Annotated in this window: 23 protein-coding genes, 1 pseudogene and 1 other annotated feature; of the genes and pseudogenes, 2 read left to right on the top strand and 22 right to left on the bottom strand. The window is 41.8% G+C overall.

Going from position 1 to position 23,634, the window contains the following annotated elements; genetic code table 11:
• Nucleotides 1-3: 3 nt before the first annotated feature.
• The 12 genes and pseudogenes from AB4X21_RS03425 to typA form a co-directional block, all read right to left on the bottom strand.
• The gene (locus AB4X21_RS03425) at nt 4-795 is read right to left on the bottom strand and encodes an RNA-binding protein (RefSeq protein WP_155125500.1); all 792 of its coding nucleotides are present in this window, start codon (nt 793-795) and stop codon (nt 4-6) included.
• Between the two features lie 6 nt (nt 796-801).
• Nucleotides 802-1,065 (bottom strand): YggT family protein, encoded by a 264-nt coding sequence (locus AB4X21_RS03420; protein ID WP_003011858.1) that lies wholly within the window; start codon nt 1,063-1,065, stop codon nt 802-804.
• Nucleotide 1,066: 1 nt separating this feature from the next.
• Complete coding sequence (locus AB4X21_RS03415; protein WP_003011597.1) at nt 1,067-1,696, bottom strand: cell division protein SepF; 630 nt, start codon at nt 1,694-1,696, stop codon at nt 1,067-1,069.
• A 9-nt stretch (nt 1,697-1,705) separates the two neighbouring features.
• A complete protein-coding gene (locus AB4X21_RS03410; RefSeq protein ID WP_003011742.1) occupies nt 1,706-2,374 on the bottom strand; it encodes a YggS family pyridoxal phosphate-dependent enzyme in 669 nt (222 codons plus the stop codon).
• Nucleotides 2,375-2,376: 2 nt separating this feature from the next.
• Nucleotides 2,377-3,633 (bottom strand): annotated as a pseudogene (gene ftsZ / locus AB4X21_RS03405) (cell division protein FtsZ).
• 44 nt (nt 3,634-3,677) lie between these two features.
• Nucleotides 3,678-5,036 carry a cell division protein FtsA gene (gene ftsA / locus AB4X21_RS03400; RefSeq protein ID WP_369088176.1) on the bottom strand — a complete coding sequence of 453 codons (1,359 nt, stop codon included), beginning with the start codon at nt 5,034-5,036 and terminating at the stop codon, nt 3,678-3,680.
• Nucleotides 5,037-5,178: 142 nt separating this feature from the next.
• Nucleotides 5,179-6,390, bottom strand: a complete 1,212-nt coding sequence (locus tag AB4X21_RS03395) for a cell division protein FtsQ/DivIB (protein ID WP_369088175.1) — start codon at nt 6,388-6,390, stop codon at nt 5,179-5,181.
• Nucleotides 6,374-7,456 carry a UDP-N-acetylglucosamine--N-acetylmuramyl-(pentapeptide) pyrophosphoryl-undecaprenol N-acetylglucosamine transferase gene (locus AB4X21_RS03390; RefSeq protein ID WP_369088174.1) on the bottom strand — a complete coding sequence of 361 codons (1,083 nt, stop codon included), beginning with the start codon at nt 7,454-7,456 and terminating at the stop codon, nt 6,374-6,376. Before AB4X21_RS03390 ends, AB4X21_RS03395 begins: the two co-directional genes overlap by 17 nt.
• Before the next feature lies 1 nt (nt 7,457).
• On the bottom strand, nt 7,458-8,807 hold the full coding sequence (gene murD / locus AB4X21_RS03385) for a UDP-N-acetylmuramoyl-L-alanine--D-glutamate ligase (RefSeq protein ID WP_369088173.1): 1,350 nt from the start codon (nt 8,805-8,807) through the stop codon (nt 7,458-7,460).
• A gap of 753 nt (nt 8,808-9,560) precedes the next feature.
• The gene (locus AB4X21_RS03380; RefSeq protein WP_369088172.1) at nt 9,561-10,799 is read right to left on the bottom strand and encodes a hypothetical protein; all 1,239 of its coding nucleotides are present in this window, start codon (nt 10,797-10,799) and stop codon (nt 9,561-9,563) included.
• A 114-nt stretch (nt 10,800-10,913) separates the two neighbouring features.
• Nucleotides 10,914-11,168 (bottom strand): DUF3165 family protein, encoded by a 255-nt coding sequence (locus AB4X21_RS03375; RefSeq protein ID WP_155125488.1) that lies wholly within the window; start codon nt 11,166-11,168, stop codon nt 10,914-10,916.
• 23 nt (nt 11,169-11,191) lie between these two features.
• Nucleotides 11,192-13,039 (bottom strand): translational GTPase TypA, encoded by a 1,848-nt coding sequence (gene typA, locus AB4X21_RS03370; RefSeq protein ID WP_003011633.1) that lies wholly within the window; start codon nt 13,037-13,039, stop codon nt 11,192-11,194.
• Between the two features lie 178 nt (nt 13,040-13,217).
• Between typA and AB4X21_RS03365 the strand changes: the two genes are divergently transcribed.
• Nucleotides 13,218-13,943, top strand: a complete 726-nt coding sequence (locus AB4X21_RS03365) for a 16S rRNA pseudouridine(516) synthase (RefSeq protein WP_155125486.1) — start codon at nt 13,218-13,220, stop codon at nt 13,941-13,943.
• Between the two features lie 43 nt (nt 13,944-13,986).
• Here AB4X21_RS03365 and AB4X21_RS03360 read toward each other — a convergent pair whose 3' ends face one another.
• Entirely contained in the window at nt 13,987-14,370 is a 384-nt protein-coding gene (locus AB4X21_RS03360) for a rhodanese-like domain-containing protein (RefSeq protein WP_049503555.1), read from the bottom strand.
• On the bottom strand, nt 14,370-14,588 hold the full coding sequence (locus AB4X21_RS03355; protein WP_003017930.1) for a YqgQ family protein: 219 nt from the start codon (nt 14,586-14,588) through the stop codon (nt 14,370-14,372). Before AB4X21_RS03355 ends, AB4X21_RS03360 begins: the two co-directional genes overlap by 1 nt.
• Before the next feature lie 87 nt (nt 14,589-14,675).
• Between AB4X21_RS03355 and AB4X21_RS03350 the strand changes: the two genes are divergently transcribed.
• On the top strand, nt 14,676-15,335 hold the full coding sequence (locus tag AB4X21_RS03350; RefSeq protein ID WP_155125484.1) for an A24 family peptidase: 660 nt from the start codon (nt 14,676-14,678) through the stop codon (nt 15,333-15,335).
• A gap of 7 nt (nt 15,336-15,342) precedes the next feature.
• Here the strand turns inward: AB4X21_RS03350 and trpB are convergent, their stop codons facing one another.
• From trpB to AB4X21_RS03310, 8 genes are all read right to left on the bottom strand, one after another.
• Nucleotides 15,343-16,524, bottom strand: a complete 1,182-nt coding sequence (gene trpB, locus AB4X21_RS03345; RefSeq protein WP_369088171.1) for a tryptophan synthase subunit beta — start codon at nt 16,522-16,524, stop codon at nt 15,343-15,345.
• Nucleotides 16,525-16,645: 121 nt separating this feature from the next.
• Nucleotides 16,646-16,886, bottom strand: a binding site (T-box leader).
• A gap of 62 nt (nt 16,887-16,948) precedes the next feature.
• Nucleotides 16,949-17,476, bottom strand: a complete 528-nt coding sequence (locus AB4X21_RS03340; RefSeq protein ID WP_155125480.1) for a VanZ family protein — start codon at nt 17,474-17,476, stop codon at nt 16,949-16,951.
• Nucleotides 17,463-18,551, bottom strand: a complete 1,089-nt coding sequence (gene rlmN / locus AB4X21_RS03335; RefSeq protein WP_003005918.1) for a 23S rRNA (adenine(2503)-C(2))-methyltransferase RlmN — start codon at nt 18,549-18,551, stop codon at nt 17,463-17,465. Before rlmN ends, AB4X21_RS03340 begins: the two co-directional genes overlap by 14 nt.
• Before the next feature lie 6 nt (nt 18,552-18,557).
• Nucleotides 18,558-19,133 carry a YutD-like domain-containing protein gene (locus AB4X21_RS03330; RefSeq protein WP_045759156.1) on the bottom strand — a complete coding sequence of 192 codons (576 nt, stop codon included), beginning with the start codon at nt 19,131-19,133 and terminating at the stop codon, nt 18,558-18,560.
• A 284-nt stretch (nt 19,134-19,417) separates the two neighbouring features.
• Nucleotides 19,418-21,130: a sensor histidine kinase gene (locus AB4X21_RS03325; RefSeq protein WP_369088170.1), complete on the bottom strand. Its 1,713-nt coding sequence runs from the start codon at nt 21,128-21,130 to the stop codon at nt 19,418-19,420.
• The gene (locus tag AB4X21_RS03320; protein ID WP_155125476.1) at nt 21,127-21,861 is read right to left on the bottom strand and encodes a response regulator; all 735 of its coding nucleotides are present in this window, start codon (nt 21,859-21,861) and stop codon (nt 21,127-21,129) included. The genes AB4X21_RS03325 and AB4X21_RS03320 overlap by 4 nt, the downstream gene beginning before the upstream one ends.
• A gap of 58 nt (nt 21,862-21,919) precedes the next feature.
• Nucleotides 21,920-23,041 carry a peptide-methionine (R)-S-oxide reductase MsrB gene (gene msrB / locus AB4X21_RS03315; protein WP_004219819.1) on the bottom strand — a complete coding sequence of 374 codons (1,122 nt, stop codon included), beginning with the start codon at nt 23,039-23,041 and terminating at the stop codon, nt 21,920-21,922.
• Between the two features lie 11 nt (nt 23,042-23,052).
• Nucleotides 23,053-23,613, bottom strand: coding sequence for a redoxin domain-containing protein (locus AB4X21_RS03310; protein WP_155125909.1), 561 nt, complete (start codon nt 23,611-23,613; stop codon nt 23,053-23,055).
• Nucleotides 23,614-23,634 lie beyond the last annotated feature (21 nt).

The following is a 23,634-nucleotide window of genomic DNA, read 5'->3' as shown; positions in this document are numbered from 1 at the left end:
TCCTCATTTTTTACTTAAGAGTACTTCAACAGTTACTTTATATTTTCCACTCTTTGAAATACCATTTTCAGAAACAATTTTAAGACGCCCAAAGCGTCGGACACTGACTAAATCATTCAGACCTACAGAATAGCTAACATTGGAAGTAGTCGCATAGTTAACTTTCACTAGACCAGAACTAATCAACTGACTAGCTTGTGAGCGCGAAAGCTTGAAGGTCCCAGCAATCACCTTATCTAACCGATAACTCGACACGAGAATATCTCGCTGCTGGCTTTCTTCCTCTACGATCATTTGTTCAGATAGAGGAACTTCCCTCAGCTTAACAGGTACCCGAGAAATTTTCTGGATGTGATCCATGAAATAGTGAACAAAACGCTGTTCAACAAATACTTGGATCTTTCCATCACTCGTCAGAATATCTCCAAAGGACTTGCGCTCCACACCTAATTGGTGAACAATGGTCCCCAGTACCTGGGAATGGGTCAAGTGATGAAATTTTGAAGCATAGACCATTTCCAATAAGGCCAGATCAAAGTCACTTGGATCTAATTGGTAATAATCTGGAGCAACAATAACCTTAGCATACTCCATTTTCTGCTCATCACTGGAAGCAAAGACCTGTAATTGGTAGCTTGCCGCGACATTTCGTAAAATAGTGACCTGATGAGGGTTTAAAAAACCCGTCACCTCAACAGAATAGCGTTCCACCACTCTTTCAGACAATTCAATACAGCGATCAATGAATTCGTGATCTTCGCGATTGAAATGTTGGTAAATCTCTGTCTGTCCCATCGTATTCTATCCAATCAAAAGTAGGAACAAGCGGGCTAATAACTGATTCATCAAGTTCAAGACCAAAAGTGCTACTAGAACTGTAAAATCCAAGCCCCCAAATTGCAATGGTAACTTTCTAAAAAGGCTCAAAAATGGTTCAACTAGGCGGTGAACCATTTGTCCAAGAGTACTCTGAGGTGCCCCAGGGAACCAAGATAGTAAGGCATAGATGACAAGAATGATGGAATAGATTTGAATGATATTTGATAAGTATTGAAAGATAACCATCTTAACGATTACGTTTCATATCATAGTCAAATTCTGTCACTTCCACATCATTTGGAAGGCGGATATCTTCAATGTTAACGACTACATTAATTGGAGTCAACAAGTACATGGTACTAGCAACACGACGAAGATTTCCTGCTAAAACATAACGAGCCCCATCCAAATAATCTAAACAACGACGTGCTTGTACTTCAGTCATATATTGGAAGTCAATCAAGATACTCTCATTAGATAGTAATAGATCAACAATTTCAGTCGCTTCCTCGTATTTGCGGGGATAGCGTACATCAATGGTAATCTTTTCATCTGTATTCGCACGATTAGCAGCCAATTCACGTTGACGTTCATGCAAGCGAGTAATATTCTCAGATGTATTTTTCGTTGTTGAAACAGGTTCCTTCACTGCCGCTGTAGACACTGGATTCGTAACAGGTGCGACAGGAGTCGGTTTTGGTTTTACTGGTTCTCTTTGACTAATCTGCGGACGTGGAGAAGTCACTTGAGGAGTCGGCTGTGGCTGTGGAACTGGTTGTGTTTCCGCCCCAGCTGCTTTTGCCTCATGAACTTCTACTTCTTCACCGTCTTCTGTGAAGTAGTCAATAAAGTTGTTAAATTTATCTTTTAATGACATAGTTCTTTCCTATTTAAAAAATGATGTCCCAATTCTAACATAAGTCGCTCCGTTCGCAATGGCTACTTCAAAGTCACGACTCATACCCATACTTAGTTCTGAAAAAGGCATATTTTTTAATTGTTTCTTTTCTAGTTGTTTCTGAAGTTGGTGAGTTTTTGAAAAAATATCCTGCAACTCTTCTTGACTAGCCTCAAAAGGAGCCATCGTCATTAAACCAACAATTTCAATTTTGTCCAGCTGTGCGATTTCCGCTAAAACATCATCCAGTTCATCGGGTGCAAATCCATGCTTACTTTCTTCACCAGAAATGTTCACTTGGAGGAAACACTTGATTGGGTGTTCTGCTCGCTTTTGAATTTCTTGAGCCAGCTTCACCGAATCCAAGGCATGAAAGTAATCGACGAGATTGATCACGTCTTTTACTTTCCGCCGTTGGAGGCTCCCAATCAAGTGCCAAGTGAGGTCATACTCTTTTAAAGCTTGATACTTTTCTAGGAATTTATCGACACGATTTTCACCGATATGTTGGATACCTGTTTTCACCAGTGCTTCTGTTGTAGCAACATCCACATACTTGGTGACAGCTATCACATTAACTTGATCTTGACGGTTAGCTTTGTTTCTTGCTGTTTCTACTTGTTGCCGAACAAGATCAGCATTCTCTACCAGATTCATGATTAACGATTCCGGAAGAATGGTGGTGTTTCCAATTCATCATCATCTGAAGATGAATCTACGTAACGATCAACTTGATGTGTTGATGTTGGTTCAGTTTGGCGAACGATATTCTCACGACGAATATCCCAATCACCAAAGGCTGAGCCACGGTTTGGTTCTACCGCTGGACGACTTGGAGTTGTTGGCAATTCAACATCTTGTTTCAAATCAAATTCACGGTCAAATGGTGCAGCTTGTGGACGTTGTTCACGTGGTCCTGTTTTATAAGGACGTTGTGAGGAAGCAATTCCGCTAACGCGTTCTACCTTGTCTTGACGGACACCAGTTGCAACAACTGTCACGCGGATTTCATCTTTAAGAGATTCATCAATAGATGTACCCAACCAGATGTTCACTCCGTGACCTGCAGCTTGGTTCACAATTTCTGAAGCTTCTTCAGCTTCGATCAATGTCATATCCAAACCACCTGTTACGTTGACGATCACGTCTTCTGCACCATCAATTGTAGTTTCAAGAAGTGGAGAGTAAATTGCTTTACGAGCCGCTTCGATAACGCGTTCTTCACCGCTACCAACACCAATACCCATGAGGGCATTTCCTTTGTTTTCCATAACGGTCTTCACATCTGCAAAGTCAAGGTTGATCAATCCAGGACTTGTGATCAAGTCAGTGATCCCTTGAACACCTTGACGAAGAACGTTATCTGCTTCACTCAAAGCTTCAAGAAGCGGTGTCTTCTTGTCTACAATTTCAAGCAAGTTGTTATTAGAAATAATCAACAAGGTATCTACATGCTCGCGAAGTTCGTTGATCCCTTCAATAGCAAAGTTGCCACGTTTTGAACCTTCAAACCCGAATGGACGAGTCACAACGGCTACTGTCAAAGCACCTACAGCTTTGGCAATACGAGCAATGACTGGTGCAGCACCTGTACCAGATCCTCCACCCATCCCTGCAGTGATGAAGACCATATCTGCACCTTGCAAAGCTTCTGTTAATACTTCTTCGCTTTCTTCAGCTTACGACCAACTTCAGGTTGACCTCCAGCACCCAATCCACGAGTCAATTTTGGACCCAATTGGATAACTGTTTCAGCTTTTGCACTTGAAAGTGCTTGAACATCTGTATTAGGCGATGAATTCTACACCGGCAACGCCTTCGTCAATCATACGATTGATGGCGTTTCCGCCACCGCCACCGACACCGATTACTTTAATTACTGCACCTTGTGCCGCTGTGTCAAATGAAAATGTCATAAATACTTACACTCCTTAATCAAACATATTACCGATCAAATTTTTCATTCGGTCTGTGAATGTAGTTTTTGGTTCTTGTTTGCTATCATTGCTTGTGCTGGAATTCCTTGAGCATCCACTGGAGATTCAATCTTCTCAGCATTGTATGCAGGTACTACCGGTTGTGCTGGAGCAGCAGGTTGTGGTTGTACTTGTGGTTGCACAGGACGATCAAATTGAATCGGTTGTTGACGCAAGACTTCGTCTCCATGAACCGCAGCTTGAGCAATAATATCCACATCTGTCAAATTGCCTGCATATTCAGACAAGCTAATCACATGGGCAAAAGCTGGATTGCGAATTCCAATTTGATTTGGAACAAACAATTTCACATTTACACCAAAGACTTCTTGAGCCAATTCTTCAACACCAGGAAGGATCGCTCCTCCACCGATAATCACAATACCACCAGGAAGATCCAACAAATGTCTTCTCTCAAGGTCTTGCTTGATTTGCTCAAAGATGTGTTTGATACGTGCTGAAATGATTTCAGCTAAGTACTTCTCAGTCACTTCAACTGGCTCTACTTCACCGATGACTTCTACATGGAAAACTTCGTTTCCAGCAGATGGCACATAGGCTTCACCATAGTTGAACTTCAAGCCTTCTGCCAATTTTTGAGAAGTTTTCAATACTTTAGAAATATCTTTGGTAACATAATCGCCACCTTCTTGGTAGATATTTGTAAATTGAAGTTCTTGGCTACGAACAGATGCTACCGTTGTTTGGCCACCACCCATATCGATCACTGTAGCTCCGAATTCACGTTCGCCTTCATTCAAGACTGTTTTGATCATCGCAAGCGGTGAAATGATGATGTTTTCAACTTGTAAGCCTGCACGTTCAACGGTTTTACGCAAATTGTGCAAGATTGTACGAGGTCCTGTATAAAGAAGGCCACGCATTTCAAGTCGGATCCCCATCATTCCGCGTGGATCGCGGATTCCTTGGAAACCATCAACTGTGAATTCCTCAGGAATGAAGGTGATTACTTCACGATCCGGTGTCATGCTTTTTGTGAGTGCAGATTTGACAACATTTTCAACATCTGCATCTGTGATTTCTTTTGAATCACTTGTGACTGGAATCATTCCTTGAGTTGCTTCGATTTGTAGTAAGTTTGCAGGCAACCCAACATTGACTAGATTGATTGAAATCCCTGCTTTTTCTTCAGCTTGGCTGATTGCATTTTTAATTGCATTTGAAGCAGCTTCGATATCTACTATAATTCCATCTTTGACGCCAGCACTTTTTGCATTGCTGACTCCAATTACATTCATTTCTCCATTGACATGTTCTGCCACCAATACTTTTATTGAACTAGTACCGATATCTAAACCTGTAAAAAAGCCGTCTCTAGCCATTACACCAGTCCTCTCTCTTTATTTGTTTTCACTTTACATCTATTTATAGCCCTTTTAGTTGGAACTATCCAAACTTCATTATATCACAAAGAAGCCTAAAATGGACATTTTTTCTTCAATTATTTGAGATAATTTATGGGCTTTACTCATTCCCAGAAGAATTCTCTCCTTCTGGATTCTGTTCTTGGCTTGCTTCCTCAGAATGTTCTTCTTGATTTTCTGTACTTTCATCCTTTTCTTTTTCAGCTTGCTCTTTGGCATCTGCGATGGATTGTTCACTATAGCTGAAGACTCCAGCCTCCATATCAATGGTGGAATCATCGTCTAATTGCTTACTGATCGCCTTATAATAAGGAAGCTTGCGGGTAATTTGGGAAACAGGCACCAAGATTTTATTATCGTTTTTCATGGTAATGGTTATCAGATCTTTCGTGACCTTGCTCGGTGTCAGATCAACCGAAACAATTTTATCCGTAATGGAAGAAGAAATAGACTTCATTTCTTGGACAAATTGTCTAACCAATTCTCGATCTGAGAATTTCAAACTAATATAGGAGGACGGCAATTCTGAAGCTGGAGTTACTGTCTCCACCACTTCTCCATTTTCCAACACTGGATAGTGGTCTTCTCCGGTCACATAATAGGCAACCACTTTGTGTTCTACGACATTGACTTTAAAGGTCACTGGGAATTGATAATTCATGTGAACCTCTTTGATCCATGGACTAGCCGTTTTCATATTTTGTTCATAGACCGATTTATGAAGGAAGGTCGTCAGAGTATAATCTTCTTCTTTGATGTGACTTTGTTCATACAATTGTTTCTGATCAACCGCTTTGTTCCCTGAAAATTCAATCACTTTCTGTGTGGATAAGGGGCTTAAAAAATAGATTGAGAGAAGCGCGACGATCGAGCTGATGCCGATAACAGGAAGGGCACGATAGATATGACGTTTTGCCACTGCCGGTTCCTTCTTTGGCTTTTTCGTCCTCAAGCGTTCAAATAATGAAGGCTTTTTCTCTTGCTTCTCTGAAGGATCTAGCTCCTCTATAGCCGGATCGTCCTCTTTTCCTTCTGAACTTTCTCCATCTGCTTCTGAATTCTCTTCGACCTCAGATTCATCTTCCTCTTCAGACTCTTTTATTTCGTCAGATTCTTCCTCTGAGACAGAAGCTGTCTCTTTTTCTGAAAGGTCTTCGTCTTCTTTTGCTTCTTCGCTTTCAGTTTCCTCTGTTTCAGCTTCTTTCGCTTTTTCAAGCGCTTTTTTTTCTAAATATTCTTTGTTTCTTTTTTGCCAGGCTGACAATTCTGTAATTTTGTCATCCGTTGGCGTTTTTTTATTGTCGTCCGTCATCTTTTCCCTTACTGATATCTTTTTGAAGCAGGCCATAAAAATCGTCTAGTGAAAGGAGTTCTGTCGATTTTTCCATTGCTTGGTGGTAGACTTGGCTTTGCTTCAACATTTCTTGAATGGTTTCATTAAAGGTTTCGAGTGTCAATTGATCTTCCTGCAATTGCTCTGCATAACCTTTATCCACAAAATATTGAGCATTTTCAATCTGATCGCCACGGCTGGCTTCTTTTCCTAGTGGTACTATCAAATGGAGTTTGTTCATAGCTAAGAGTTCAAATAAGGTATTGGCTCCACCTCTAGTCACCACTAAATCAGCCTTCTGGAGCATGGGCAAATACTGATCCGTTACATAATCCACTCGATACAAACCGCCCTCAGCCTGATTCAATGTTGAATCGCCTGTCAAATTGATGATATTGTAGTGGTGCAAGAGCTCTGCTTGATACTCTGTCACAAATTCATTAAAAACACGCGCACCAGCTGATCCTCCGACAAAGAGAAGAGTCGGCAACTCTTTTCGAAAACCTTTTGTTTTTTCTTCTAAAACTTCTGAAGTCGGCGGAATATGATCTGTGACCTTGGTTACTGCACCGATATGCTCACTCTTTGTCAAACCATGTGCTTGCTCAAAAGTCGTGTACATCTTGGTGGCGAATTTATAAGCAATTTTATTGGCCAATCCCATAGAAAGATCGGACTCATGGATATAGACAGGGGCACGCGTGAGTCTAGCTGCGATCACTGGTGGCACCGAGACAAATCCCCCTTTTGAGAAGAGAACTTGTGGACGCACACGAAGCAGGATTACAATGGACTGGAGCGTTCCCCAAGCTACCTTGAACACATCCATCATATTTTGGAAAGAGAAATAGCGACGCAATTTCCCCGTTGCAATTGAATGGAAGCGTACGTCTAAGCCAGACTTTTTGATCTCTTGGTATTCGATTCCTTTTTTGTCTCCAATATAATGGACTTCCCATCCATCTTCGATAAATTTTGGAATCAAGAGGAGATTAAGGGTCACATGTCCCACGGTTCCCCCACCAGTAAACATTATTTTTTTCATCTTATTTCAACCCTTTTACTGTAGCAAGGAATTCATCCCCACGCACTTCAAAATTCGGATACATATCCCAGCTAGCATTGGCAGGACTTAGTAGTACAACATCGCCAGGGCTAGCCAAGTCGAAGGCTTTCTTTGTAGCATCTGCTACATCTGCCGCATCGACATAAGGGACGCCTGCTTTATCGGCTGCGCGTTTCACTCGAGGAGCTGATTCCCCGAGAATCACCATTTCCTTTAGGCCAGTAATGTGAGGCACTAATTCATCAAATTCATTGCCACGATCGAGCCCTCCTGCAATCAAGATCACCTTGCTGTTATCAAAACCAGAAAGGGCTTTTTGTGTCGCCAAAATATTGGTCGACTTACTGTCATTGTAGAATTTGACACCTTGAATTTCATCCACATATTGAAGACGGTGTTTCACTCCTCCAAAGGCTGACAAGGTTTCTTTAATGACCTCATTCTCCACACCACGGACTTTTGCAACAGCAATCGTTGCCAAGGCATTTTCTACATTGTGGCTTCCTGGAACACCCAGCTCATCCGCACGCATGACAGCTTCTCCCTTAAACTTGAGAAGTCCATCTTCCAAATAAGCACCGTCCACCTTTTCAATTGTAGAAAATGGAAGGACCCTTGCCTTGGTTTTTGTAGCCAGTTCCTTAGCCAAGTCTTGATTGAAGTTCAATACAATGACATCTTTTTCTGTCATATTCTTTTGAAGATTCCATTTGGCAGCTACATAATTTTCAAAAGAACCATGATAGTCGATATGGGTTGGCATGAGGTTGGTAATCACTGCAATCTCTGGATGGAAAGCTTCAATTCCCATCAATTGGAAAGAAGACAATTCCATGACCAGGACTTCCTTTTCGGTCGCTGTTTGTGCAACTTGACTAGCTGGAAAACCGATATTTCCAGACAATAGACCACCTTGACCGGCAGCTGTCAAGACTTCTCCGATCATGGTTGTCGTCGTCGTTTTTCCGTTTGATCCTGTAATCCCAATAATTGGCGCATCCGAAATCAGATAAGCCAATTCTACTTCAGTAAGGACTGGAATGCCTTTTTCAAGCGCTTTTTCGACCATCGGGTTCGAATAAGGGATCCCTGGATTTTTGACCATGACTGCAAAGTCTTCATCCAACAATTCCAGAGGGTGACCTCCTGTCACGACTTTAATCCCTTCTTCCAGTAAACTTTGTGCTGCTGGATTTTCTTCAAAAGGTTTGCCATCATTGACGGTCACAATCGCTCCTAAGCGATCCAACAAACGAGCAGCTGACTCGCCGGACTTAGCCAAACCCAACACAAGAACCTTTTTATTTTCAAATTGTTTCACAAATTTCATGATTTCTTCGCTCCATTTTTATCACTCTCTATTTTACCTTTTTTTAGCAAAATTAAAAAGCCCAAAGACAGAAAAAGAAACAACATCCGATTAAATCCATTCAACTGATGTTATTTCTCATTCTTATACCCCTATCTATTTCACTAACTGCCTAAGAGGCATTCCTAGTTTAATTTCTGCTTTGTTACAAGGTTCTTTTGTTTTTTATGGAGTATAGACAGACTCCTCTAAACTCATTAGATTCCTTGAGATAAGCCTTGTAAATAGCTTGTTTCAGTTTCTGACAATCCTCAACTATACCCCATTCCTATATTGTCTAGACGATAGAGAACATCAAATCTACTCTGCTTAGTTTTTTTAAAGGTGTCCCTTGTAGAATCTATCTTTCATCAAAAGAAAAGTTGAGGTTAAAGGATATTGCAGGCATATAAGAGCTTTCAGGCATCATATATACATAGAACTTTGCTCTTGTATCATCCCATCGTCCATGATTGTTAAAGGCAACTAGATAATCTAATGAGTAGGGCAATTCATGTACATAGGTAGGATAACCTCAATCATCTAAGGCTAGATCAACAAAGAAAACGTAAACTATCACCATCGGATTCGACTTCTATTGTCCGAGTTAAATAACACCCACCGAAATGTAATAAGTGATTACTTACCGGTAGGTGTTGTCTATATTAGAAATGAAAGTTAAAGCTCCGTCTACTCTAACCCATCTTTCTTTTCTATATTTCTTGGCAAAAAATTTTAGGGATGATCAATAAGAAGCAAATCAGCGGAATCCGTCTCCCATTCTGTTTTTTCAGAGAGTGGAATCATAATCCGTTTTTTCACCTCTAAGGTTGCAGCATCAAATTCAACAATGGTCCCCATTTCTTTAGTGGAAGCTTTTGCTGGAGTCGCTAAGACTACGACCTTATCATCCGTATAACAAACTTTTTGGACTTTTAGACCTTTATCACTAAAAAGCTTGATAAAATCAGTTCCGGATAAATCTTTTTCAGAAACAAGTTTTAAGTCACTTGTATATTCTAGCAATCGATGATCTGATGTCACAAAGCGAAAGTGATTATGAATAGGATAAGCAGTGAGGACTCTCTCAGCTTCAAAGGTCTCTTCGCTTACTTCTAACGTCTCTGGATCAACACTTGTCAGGCTAATTTTATTTTTCTTTTCCTCTCGCTTTTTCTCATCATCAAAGCGAGTAAATTTAGGATTCCCAACGGTTATCACTTTCCCGTCTACCAATAAAAGTTCCTGAAAATCAGACTGAGACGGATCCTGCAACTCAATAAACTCAAATTCATTCTTTTCCTCATCTAGGTAGAGAAAACGCATATCATCACCAACTAAATCAAATCCTGTAACAAAAATTTTTGAATTGACTTCGATTCCTTTATCAAGGCTTAGATCAACCTCTGGTGACACTACCTGCTTGTTTTTAGAGTTGGTGTAGCGGATGCGACTTCGCAACACACCTACCTTCCCATCCTCCACAGATAATCCTTCAATCGGCCCTTTCTGTCCCTTTGAAACAAATCGAACAGAATAGGTAGTCGAACCTATAGAGAAAATTTGACTTGGATAAACGAAATAAGTAGAAGGGGACTTGAACACCAAATGAGGTCTAGTTCCAAAAGAGTAGGCATAGAGTTCATTTCCTTTTTGGAAAAGCGTACCAACATTATACCCTTTTAGAGAATATTCTTTTTGTTCTCCTTTTTTGTCAATGAAAAAAATCTTCGTTAGGATATCCCTTTTGCCCTTTGGGCGATAGGAATAAAAGCTAACAGCATAGTCATACTGTGAAAACTCGTCAGAAGATTTTTTTGGTATAGAGTTCCAACTACAAGATCCTAAGAGTAAAACACTAATCCCACCAAGAATCAGAAACAGATTTCGAATCATTTTTGATTTCATCTCTATTCCCTCCTTATTTCTTTCCTTTATTATACCCTTAGCACAATCAATTAGCAAACCGATCAAGGTGTGCTCCTTTTTCATTGTTTGAAGTACTTTTTGGCTCATACCAAAGAAAAAAGAGTTACAAAAGAGAAGAATTTCCCTTTTATAACTCTAACGATTTATATTGAGCTTCTACTATTTCCGTTTTTTTAACTCGGTTGGTAATCTTGAAATATCCACCAAAGCCAGGTAGCCAACGAAGGCTAGTAAGGCGCCGACAAAAAACTCAGATGGTAATTGGAATATCTGAAAAACAGCGAGACAGGTTAATACGATAATCGAGACGATCAAAATAACCAATACCACACTATCTAACGTGCCACGAATGCTTTTTGGTGTCATAAAAAGGTAAAAAAGGAGAATCAAAATTCCTAAGATAAAATAGACCATTTTGTTTCTCCTTTCTTTCCGTATTATTCAGCAGCTGCTGATTTTTTCTTTTTATTTGCTTTTTCGCGTTCTGCTTTGTTCAAGATTTGTTTCCGCAAACGGATAGATTCAGGCGTTACTTCCATGTACTCATCGTCGTTCAAGAACTCAAGAGATTCTTCCAAGGTCAAGATACGAGGAGTCTTGATAACCGCTGTTTGGTCCTTAGTAGCTGAACGAACGTTGGTCATTTGTTTGGCTTTCGTAATGTTTACGGTCAAGTCGTTCTCACGAGAGTTTTCCCCGATGATCATTCCTTCGTAAACTTCTGTACCTGGATTGACAAAGATCGTACCACGTTCTTCGATAGACATGATAGAGTATGTGGTTGCTTTTCCGTTATCGATTGAGACAAGAGCACCACGGTGACGTCCACCGATTTCTCCTGGAATCACTGGCAAGTATTGGTCAAAGGTGTGGTTCATGATTCCGTAACCACGTGTCATTGACAAGAACTCTGTTGAGTAGCCAATCAAACCACGAGCAGGAACTAGGAAGACCAAACGAGTTTGACCATTTCCTGTTGCAATCATATCCAACATTTCACCTTTACGTTCAGAAAGGCTTTGGATAACAGATCCTTGGTATTCTTCTGGTGTATCGATTTGCACGCGCTCAAATGGTTCACATTTAACACCATCGATTTCCTTGATGATAACTTCTGGACGAGATACTTGCAATTCGTATCCTTCACGACGCATGGTTTCGATCAAGATAGACAAGTGCAATTCCCCACGTCCTGAAACTGTCCATTTATCAGGTGAGTCAGTCGGGTCAACACGAAGAGAGACGTCTGTTTGCAATTCCGCTTGCAAGCGTTCTTCAACTTTACGAGAGGTCACCCATTTTCCTTCGCGACCAGCAAATGGTGAGTTGTTAACCAAGAAGGTCATTTGAAGCGTTGGTTCATCGATGTGAAGGATTGGAAGAGCTTCAACTGCGTCTGTCGGTGTGATCGTTTCTCCAACGAAGATATCTTCCATACCAGAGATAGCGATCAAATCACCCGCTTTAGCTTCTTGAATTTCACGACGTTCCAAACCAAAGAAACCAAAGAGTTTGGTAACACGGAAGTTCTTAGTCGTTCCATCCAATTTAGAAAGGGTTACTTGGTCCCCAACTTTTACAGTACCACGGAAGACACGTCCGATACCGATACGTCCAACGAAGTCGTTGTAATCAAGCAGGGATACTTGGAATTGAAGTGGCTCATCTGAGTTATCAACTGGGGCTGGGATGTGATCAATGATGGTATCAAAGATCGGTGCCATTGTGTGCTCTTGATCAGCTGGATCATCTGAAAGTGAAGAGGTTCCGTTGATCGCTGATGCATAAACAACTGGGAATTCCAATTGGTCGTCATCCGCACCCAATTCGATGAAGAGTTCAAGAACTTCGTCTACAACTTCTTCTGGACGAGCAGATGGTTTATCGATTTTGTTGACTACAACGATCGGAACAAGATCTTGTTCCAAGGCTTTTTTCAATACGAAACGCGTCTGAGGCATGGTTCCTTCATAGGCATCAACGACCAATACAACCCCATCGACCATTTTCATGATCCGTTCCACTTCTCCACCGAAGTCCGCGTGTCCTGGTGTGTCCATGATATTGATTCGAGTTCCGTTATAAGCAACGGCTGTATTTTTAGCAAGGATAGTGATCCCACGTTCTTTTTCAAGATCGTTTGAGTCCATTGCACGTTCTTGCAATTCTTTACGTTCATCCAAGGTGTGCGATTGTTTCAACAATTCGTCTACCAAGGTTGTTTTACCATGGTCAACGTGGGCAATGATCGCAACGTTACGAATATCTTCTCTTAATTTTGTCATGATTTCCTCTATAAAATTTTAAATAATATTTCTAACTGAACAATTATACCACAGTCCTATCTAAAAAACACAGTTCAGCTAGTTGTAAATGTTTTCATCTTCATTTCTTTTCTCCGACTCGATTTCCTTTTCTTTTCATGATACACTAATGATAAGACTTACAGAAAAAGAGGCTCCCATGAGATTAGATCAATTGATGGCAGACCATCAGTACTCTCGCAAAGACATCAAACAACTTCTGGCTCGAAGGCAAATCTTGGTCGATCACCTACCAGCTCAAAAGCTATCCCAAAACATCGACCCTGGACTCCAACAGATTCAAATAGGGGATCGGATCATTCAAGAACCGCGTCACCACTACTACATGCTCCACAAACCAATCGGGGCCGTGACCGCCAAAAGAGACGCCCACCATCCAACGGTGATCGAGCTAGTGGACCCCCAGCAAGAGTACCCAGACCTCTATCCTCTTGGTCGCCTCGATCGCGACACCAGTGGTCTGCTCCTCATCACAGATAATGGTCCCTTAGGCTTTCAACTGCTCCATCCTCAATACCATGTGGAGAAGGTCTATGAGGTAGAAGTCAATGGTCCGCTCTATGCAGCCCACATCGAGCAATTTCAGAATGGAATTTCATTCACAGACGGTCCTATCTGCAAGCCCGCCTCCTTAACCATTCTAGAAAGCACCCTCAGCTACAGCAAGGCCCAGATCCGGATCTCAGAAGGAAAATACCACCAAGTGAAAAAAATGTTTTTAGCCATAGGGGTCAAAGTAATGACCTTAAACCGCTTGTCTTTTGGTCCCTTCACCTTGGATCCTCAGTTAGCCCCTGGAGAAAGCCGACCTTTGAATGAGGTGGAGCTCACATGGGTCAAAGAGTCCCTTGAAAAAACGAGATAAAAAAGCTCTAACTACACAGCTGGTGCAGTTAGAGCTCTTTTTATTAAGCATCTTTTTTCACTTTCCCATTCCAAGAATCAAGACCATAAGACAAGACATAAATGTCTGTGTAGCCCTGTTTCTTAAGATAGAGAGCCGCATTGGTTACTCGAGAACTACGGCTATTCTCATAGAGCAAAATTGGTTTGTCTTTGCGCAAGGCTGCAAGACTCAATTTCAACTGAGTTGAAGGAATGTTGCGTGCTCCTAAAATATGCTTGGCATGAAACTCAGCTGGCTCTCGCAAGTCAATCAACTGACCTTTACGAATCAGCTCTTCAAAAGTAGCATTGTCCACAAATTTAGCAGCTTTACGGATGCGGAAATAATTAAACGCCATCCATCCAAATGCTCCTAAAACAACCAACCAAAAAATGATATTTCCCATCACTCTACCTCACTCTTTTTCAAAAATTCTAATTCTTGCTTGTGCTCTCTTCTTAAAACGGTATCGGCTTCTAAATAATCGAGCCGCTCCATCAGGCCTGCATCATAAAGACGTTGAAGCTCAATTTTCATCAATTCGATGTCATAGAGGCGCTTCCCTACGTAAATGATGATTCCAAAACGTTTTAAAAATTGTTGAACATCATACAGGTTTTTCATGTTCATTATTGTATCAAATTTAGAAAGGCTTTACAAGATTTTCAAGCAAATGATGAAATTTTCCGATTGCTTTACGAATAAATAAGTATGATCAACTTTTATTTTTTTACCATCGGTACTTGCATCGCCTCTTTTTTGGGACTAGTAGTCGATCGTTTTCCAAACCAATCCATTCTCACTCCTCGCAGTCATTGCGATCAATGCCAGCACGTCCTTGGAGTTTGGGACCTCATCCCTATCCTCTCGCAACTCCTGCATCGCTTTCGCTGTCGCTATTGTCATCAGATCTACCCATTTTGGTACTGCCTTTTTGAGGTCTGGAGTGGCCTGCTCTTTTTAGCCTGCGCCAATGGTTACCTTTCCCTGCCTCAACTTCTAACACTACTGGGAGCTGCCGTTTTAGCCATCTATGACCTTCGCTTTATGGAATACCCTTTATTCATCTGGTGCTGTCTCCATGCCCTGGTCCTCTTTTTATCCGGTAGTAATCTCCTCATGCTGGTCTTTTTACTCCTTGCGATCGGAGCTCACTTTTTCTTTATCGGAATGGGAGCAGGAGATTTTCTCTTACTAGCTACCTTTTCGCTAAGCTTTTCTTCTACCCAGATCCTCATTCTCATTCAGATCGCATCCATCTTAGGCATTCTCGTCTTTGCTCTCAAAAAAGAAAGAGACCGGATTCCCTTTGTTCCCTGTCTCTTTCTCAGTTATCACGCTTTACTGCTTTATACGATGTTTTGCAGATAAATTCTTTTTATTTTGCGACCTTCGCTTCTAGATAATCGGCGATGGCGACCACATCTTTATCCCCACGTCCGGAAACGTTGATGATAATGATCTTGTCTTTATCCAATTGTGGAGCACGTTTGACCGCTTCTGCAATCGCGTGTGAGCTTTCAATGGCTGGGAGGATCCCTTCTGTCTTACTGAGAAGAAGAAGAGCTTCTACTGCTTCATCATCTGTCGCTGCTACATATTTGACACGACCAGAATCTTTAAAGAAAGCATGCTCTGGACCAACCCCTGGGTAGTCCAAACCAGCAGAGATCGAGTACACTGGCGCTACTTTTCCATCTTCGCCAAAGACTGCATAGGTCTTCATCCCATCAACCACACCGATAGTCCCTTTGGTCATGGTCGCTGCGTGTTGATCGGTGTCCAAGCCATGTCCAGCTGCTTCTACCCCAACCAAGCCGACTTCCTCTTCTGCAACATACTCAGAAAAGGCACCGATGGCATTAGAGCCACCACCGACACAGGCAATCACATAATCCGGCAAACGGCCTTCTTTTTCCAAGATTTGACGTTTAGATTCTTCACTAATCACTTTTTGGAATTCATGCACAATGGTTGGGTAAGGGTGAGGGCCAACAGCAGAACCCAAAACGTAAAAGGCATCCAGATCCGCCATCCATGCTCCAAAGGCAGCATCAACGGCGTCTTTCAAGGTCTTAGTCCCGGTTTCAACCGCATGGACGGTTGCCCCCATCATTTCCATGCGGAAGACATTGAGACGTTGACGTTCAACGTCTTCTGCTCCCATGTAAACATCACAGGCCATACCGAACTTAGCTGCCGCTGTAGCTACACCGTGTTGACCAGCCCCTGTTTCAGCAATCACGCGCGTTTTGCCCATGCGTTTGGCCAAGAGGATTTGCCCCAAAACGTTATTCAATTTATGCGAACCTAGGTGATTCAAGTCTTCGCGCTTCAAATAAATTTTTGCCCCACCTAAATGTTCTGTCAAACTTTCCGCAAAGTAGAGCGGTGTTTCCCGACCAGAATAATCTTTCAAATAATGTTTGTATTCTGCAATAAATTCTGGATCATTTTTATACTGTTCAAAGGTTTCCTCTAATTGATTGAGCAAGTTTTGAATCGGTTCTGGTACGAAAGATCCACCAAATTGTCCGAAATAGCCTTTTGTTTCTGTCATGATTGTGTCCTCTTTTCTATATCTTTAATCCTGTTTATGATCTTTTTCTCTCGCGGGCCCTTTGAGCTGCAGTCTCATTGGGTTCCTTTGAGATACAAAAAACCTCACACAGAAAAATCTGTGTGAGGACGATTCGATACCGCGGTGCCACCTCAATTGTAGGAAGCTATTCTTTCTCCTACATCTCTGACCTGTCTAACAACAGGGTGCACGATAAGGTGTGCTCACCGAATTTTTATTGTTTCAAATTCATCATCATAAACACATCAGCCCATTTCAAGATTCACCACTGCTTGTTCGCAATCACCACAAGCTCCCTGGAAGTGAGAAAAATCTCTACTTTTCTGATGTCTTGAAGATATTATAGCTCCCGCTTCTGATTTTGTCAACAAAAATTTCAAAAAGACACTAAAATGTTCGGATTTTACATTTCACCATTTTTTGCTAGCAATCGTGCTCGGAAATACTGAAAGCCTAAATAAGCTAGATAAGCGCCTAAGGTATTGGTCCACAAATCATCTAGCTCAAAGACACGATTGGCATCAAACAAGAGATCTAACAGAACTTGGCTACATTCAATCCACAAGCTCATGGCAAAACCGAAGCACAAGACCCGTTTGCGACTCCTCAACCAGGGCCATAGCCAGAGAAGTTGAAAGACCAGCGGGCTTAACAAAAAGATATTGGCTATATTTTGGAGAATGACCTTAATGAGTTGGATGACACTGGTGATCTGACCAAGATTCATCACCGAATTAAGAGGAACCAGCAGGACGACGATGCGACCGAAATGTTGAATACCCGGTGTTTCCATACCCGGCTCTGGCTGTTGGGGCAAAAAACACATCAGACACAAAAGGATAAAATAGAAGAAGCTGCCACTCCGTAACAGCCTTCTTCCTCTTTTTGTTAGTTCTGTATGATCGATCAGCCCTTGTTTAAGGTTGCGCATGTTCAACAATCGCTTTCTCCCGATCCCGTTTCATGGTATTTGAACGCAATTGGCCACAGGCTGCATCAATATCCGTACCGTGCTCTTGACGCACTACACAGTTAACACCTTGTTTTTTCAAGGTATCATAGAAGGCCATGACCCGTTCTTTGGGACTCCGGCTATATTGGTCATGCTCACTGACAGGATTGTAAGGAATCAAGTTAACATAAGACAATTTCTTGATATTCTTGAGCAATTCTGCCAACTCTAAGGCTTGCTCGACCCCGTCATTGACTTCATTGAGCATGATGTACTCAAAGGTCACCCGACGGTTCGTAGTCTCAATATAGTATTCAATCGCCGCAAACAATTTTTCAATTGGAAAGGCCCGGTTGATCTTCATGATGCTAGAGCGCAAGTCATTGTTTGGAGCATGAAGAGACACTGCCAAATTGACTTGCACACCTTCATTTGCAAAGTCACGAATTTTATGAGCCAAACCAGAAGTTGACACGGTAATATGACGAGCACCAATCGCTAATCCCTTGTCATCGTTGACCGTCCGGATAAATTTCAAGACATTGTTATAGTTGTCAAATGGTTCTCCGATCCCCATGACAACGATATGACTGACCCGTTCATCTTGGCCACGTTCGTCAAAGTATTTTTGGACCAACATGATTTGAGACACGATTTCCCCATTGTTCAAATCGCGTTGTTTTTTGATCAAACCAGAAGCACAGAAGGTACAACCGATATTGCATCCGACCTGAGTCGTTACACAGACAGATAATCCATAGTGCTGACGCATCAAGACGGTTTCAATCAACATGCCGTCTGGCAATTCAAAAAGATACTTGACCGTTCCATCTGCTGACTCTTGCACGATCCGTTGCTTAAGTGGGTTGACGACAAATTGATCATTTAACTTTGCAATCAAATCCTTAGAAAGGTTGGTCATTTCTTCGAAAGACTGGACGCGTTTGCGATAGAGCCATTCCCAGATTTGTGCTGCACGGAATTTCTTTTCGCCGTTTTCTTCCGCCCAATCAATCATATCTTGGCGTGTTAAACTATAAATGGATGGTTTCATTCTTTCTTACTCCTCTTTTTGTCGAATCACAAAATGACGTTTGTTGTCTGTCTTCGTTGTCTTTTTAGTCTCAGCAGACGGTCTTGTTTTTTTCGAGTTTTTGGCTGGTTGTCCCTTGTCGCGTTCTCGTTTTTGGAAACGATCTTTTTGTTTGCGATTGCGCGAACGCTTCTTGGGCTCTCTTTCTTCTGATTGAGCTTTTTTGACCGGTGATTTCTTATCAAAAGAAGCACGATGAGGTTCCTTATTTTCAAGGACAAAATAAGCACAACCATAGCTACAATATTCTAACAAATAATCGTCTAAACGACTTAGTTTATCCATCGTTGCAACATCGCGCTCTTCCTTATAGAAGCCACGCAAGCGCAACTGCTCATTGCTCCAATCACCAACAATGTAATCAAACTTGGTTAAAATCTCAGAAAATCGCTGACCAAAAACAGTCGCATCAAAAGCTTCCTTCTCATTTTTCAAGAGCTCAAAGGAGAGGTTTTCTGAACGGATTTGGTCTCCTACCTGATGAAAGACAGGTCCAGGAAATTTATTGTAATTATATAATTCAGGGTCAATCTCTTTTCGCATAGTGTTCCTTCATCAAAATCTATTTACTGTAACACTTTATTTTATCATAAATTTGATGACTTGCGTCAGATTTGACTAGAAAAGAGTTGAAATTCCTTTGAGAGCAAAAAGAGAGTGGGATAGAAATCGGTAACTCGTTAGAATTCGATTTCGTCGTCCCACCTCCGCACAGTTGAGTAGGGCTGTAAAAGCTGATGAAATCAGCGTAGTAGAGCCCACTCAACCACTGCGTCTTGCTCGACAATCCAAAAATAATTGAGAGGCTAGGACTTTTGTCCCAGCCTCTATGAATATTCATTGCCGGATGCAAGTGGCAAAAAAAGAGTAATTTTGGTATAGCTATTTGCCTTAGAATCAATCTCCATATGATAGGCTTCGCCAAATTGAAGATGCAATCGTTGGTCCACATTTTTCAAGCCAACACCTCCTAAACGAAGAAGGGTTTGGTCTGTTGATCCTGATCGGTCAAACCCTCGTCCATTGTCAAAAATCGATACGCAGGCGTAGTCTCCACTGACTTCAGTTGTCACTCGAATGAGACCTGGCCGATCGATCTCTTTAATGCCATGGTAAATCGCATTTTCCACTAAAGGCTGAAGCACTAATTTTGGAAGCTGATAGTCGCCCAACCGTTCATCTTCTAGAATTTCATAGTTGAGCTTTTCACCATAACGTTGTTTTTGAATGAAAAGATACTGGCGGACATGGTCGATTTCATCTCTCAGTAGGATTTGTTCCTGGCCTTGGTTAAGAGCCAGTCGAAAATATTGAGCCAGAGACTTAGTGATGTCGACCACGCGCCGACTATCATTAAACTCCGCCATCCAGACAATCGTATCCAAGGTATTGTAGAGGAAATGCGGATTAATCTGAGCCGAAAGTGCCCGCAACTCGTACCGCCGTGCGTTCTGTTCCTCTTCCTTGACCTGTTGCATAAGGTGATCGATTTGGTCCAACATGGCATTAAAAGCTTGAGCGAGGTCCACCAATTCTGGAGATCCTTTGGCTACAGCCCTCAAGTGGGCATCTCCTGCTCCAATCCTCAAAATGATGGTTTGAAGGTCTCGTAAGGGTTTGATCCACAAACGCAGAACAAAGCCAATCCCTATTAAACACATGATCAAAGCTAGTAATCCTAGGCCAATGAAAGAGTATAGGAGCTGCGACTGTAGCATCTGAAGTCCTTCAAGTGAAGCCACTCCAATCAAGGTCCAATCGCTATCTGGAATCGGAACCTGATAGATAAAATTCTTCTCTCCTTTGCCATAACCATCTTTCACAGCAATATAGGGCTGCATGGCCTGCATTTCTTGACTGGAAGAATAAACCGCTTTTTTGGGATGGTAGACAAACTCATGCTTTTGATTAATGATAAAACTAAAGCCTTGTTTCCCTAGTTGAAGGTGATCCAAGTAAGCCTGAAGGCTATCATAGCCAATATCCAAGCGTACTACTCCGAGATTTTGGCCAGTCTGATCGACCACTTCTTGGGTAATAGAAACCACCCATTTTTCTTTTTCCGAAGTCAAGGATTCCTTTCGAGCTGGCGTCAAGAACGGCATGGCTCTTTCCTTAATCGCCTCTTGATACCAACTTTCATTCATCATATCTGAGGAAGTCTGCATGCTGATTTTGGAATCTGTCGCTACCAGACGTCCATCCTTGGTCACCAAGACCGCTGAGACTAGGTCCGGATCCGTTTCAATCATCGTTCGCATCAGGTGTTGAACCGTTTCTTGATTCGCACTCTTGTCTTGTGCAAATTGGCGAACAGCCTGCTCTTTGCTAAGAACCGTGGTGGTCTGCTTTAATTTTTTTAGATAGGAGGTGATGAACTGACTGCTTTGATCGATACTATTTCTTGTCGTCCGCTCTGTTTGCTGGCGGATCGTCCCTGAACTCGTTTGATAGTAAAGACTACCAATAAGACCAAACAGCAGGAGAATGAAGAGAAAAAAGTAGAGGACCAGCTGAATCAGCAAGGGATATCGTTTCATTCATGCTCTCCTTTTTTGTACTGCCTTGGTGTCACCCCAACAACCTGCTTAAAGCGTTGAGAAAAATAGTTCATATCTTCAAAACCAACCTGATCGGCGATCTCATAAATCTTTAGATCTGTCGTGAGAAGCAAGAGTTGAGCCTTCTTCATTCGCTCCTGGATGAGGTAGTCTTGGAAGGGGAGTCCCAATTTTTTCTTGATCAATACGCTTAGATAAGAGGCACTGAAACCAAGTTGATAGGCCAGATCCTTTAGAGTTAACTGAGAGTCTGCTAAACGAGCATGAATGGCTTCTTCCAAGTCTGTCGAATAACCATGTCTGACCAAATCTTCGACTTGCGCTTTCTTACGCTCTTGATCAAGTTTTCCTTTCACCTTTGCTAACATCTCTTCAATATCATCTTTTGAAAAAGGCTTCAGCAAATAATCATCTGCACCTAACTTGATGGCTTTCCTCGCAAACTCAAAGTCATCATAACCTGTCAAAAAAATGATATGACAAGACGGAGACTGCTCTTTGACGAGATGGGCCAGATCCAAGCCATTCATTTGTGGCATATTGATATCGGTTAGAAGGATATCGGCTGGTTGCTCTTTAAACTTTTCCCAAGCCTCACGGCCATTTTCTGCCTGGTTGATGACAGTCATTCCAAACTGTTCATAATCTACTAAGGAAGTCAGACCCTGCCGGATAAGCTCTTCATCTTCCACAATCATGATCGCATACATGTCTTTCACCTACTTGTCTTTGCTATACTTATTATAGCAAATTGTGGTTCCAAATGTCTCAGACATAGTCCAATAAATAACCGTAGCCCTTTTCTTTCATTTCTGCTTTGGGAATGAAGGTAATAGACAAACTATTGATGCAATAGCGAAGGCCGCCTTTTTCCTTGGGACCGTCGGTAAAAACATGGCCCAGATGGGAATTTCCCACACGGCTCCGAACTTCTGTCCGCGTCATATTGAAACTCTTATCCTCCTTATAGATTGCCACATCAGGACTAATAGGACGACTGAAACTTGGCCAACCACAACCAGAATCAAATTTATCCTTAGAGGAAAAGAGCGGCTCACCGGTCACGACATCTACATAAATACCGGCATCAAACTGATCCCAGTAACGATTGGAGAAGGCCCGTTCGGTATCATTTTTTTGTGTCACCGCATACTCTTCAGGAGATAACTTCTTTTTGATTTCCTCATCGCTTGGCTTAGAGTAGCGACTAGCATCAATAACAGGATAAGAAGCCTGATTGACATCGATATGGCAGTACCCATTCGGATGTTTCTTTAGATAATCCTGGTGGTAGTCCTCAGCCTTGATGAAATTAGTCAGTGGCTCTTTTTCCACCGCTAACGGTTTGTCGTATTTTTTTGCTACCTCTTCAAAGACTTGGTTAATAGTTGGAAGGTCTTCTTGGGAGACATAATAGACACCTGTTCGGTATTGAGTTCCTTGATCATTTCCTTGACGATTCTTCGACGTTGGGTCGATAATCCGGAAATAATGCAGGAGCAATTCTTTCAGAGATACCTGCTTGACATTGTAAGTGATATGAACTGTTTCAGCATGGCCTGTTTGAGGGACTAATTCATACTTGGTTGTTTCTCCCTTTCCATTGGCATAGCCTGATACAGCATCAATCACACCTGGAACACGGGAGAAATATTCCTCTACGCCCCAGAAGCAACCACCAGCCAAATAAATTTCACGCTGATCCTTTGGATCAACCTTTTCATTTGTTTCCTTTTTGGCTACTGGAGTCTGACTCATCGATGCTTTTTTAATCATCTCAGTGCTTGTTTCTGATTGATCCATTCCGTTTGATCCCTTACTAAAGAAAAAGAAACCAATGAATAGTAAGCCAACGAGAAGGATAGCAAACACTTTCCATTTTGTTTCCATTGTCTATCTCCTTACTGCATGTTCTCTAGGGTCTTGAGGATATCCTCTTTATTCATATAGCCAATATGACTCTTTGCTAAAGTCCCATCACTATTGATAAAGAGCGCCGATGGATATGAACGAATCCCATACTCTTTTAGCAGTTCCCCTTTACTATCTAGCAAGACCGGGAAATCCTTGTAATCCAAAGACTGGTACCAGTTTTTGAAATCTGCTTCCGATTTTTCACCATTAAAGGTTGGAGCTACAACGGATAAGACCACATAATCCTTACCCTCCTCTGCCTTTGCTAAATCATTTGTGTCGCCTAATGTTGAAAGACAGATTGAGCACCAGGAAGCCCAAAATTTGAGGTAAACTTTCTTTCCCTTGTAATCGGATAAGCGGTAGGTCTTACCGTCTACTCCTTGCAGGTTAAACTCCTTCACTTTCTTGCCAGATGGTTGCCTAGCCCCAGCTTTGGCTGTTTGTTGGCTCATGTCCTTATTGGAAGTAGCCATTCCTTGACTCGAGCAAGCCCCCAAAAGTCCAGTACACAAGAATCCTGCAGCTACTAAAGCTAATTTCTTCATCATTATTACCTCTTTAAATAA

This window comes from Streptococcus sp. CP1998, from assembly GCF_041026655.1.
Classification (GTDB): domain Bacteria; phylum Bacillota; class Bacilli; order Lactobacillales; family Streptococcaceae; genus Streptococcus; species Streptococcus dentalis.
This window is presented reverse-complemented; position numbering and strand designations above follow the sequence as displayed.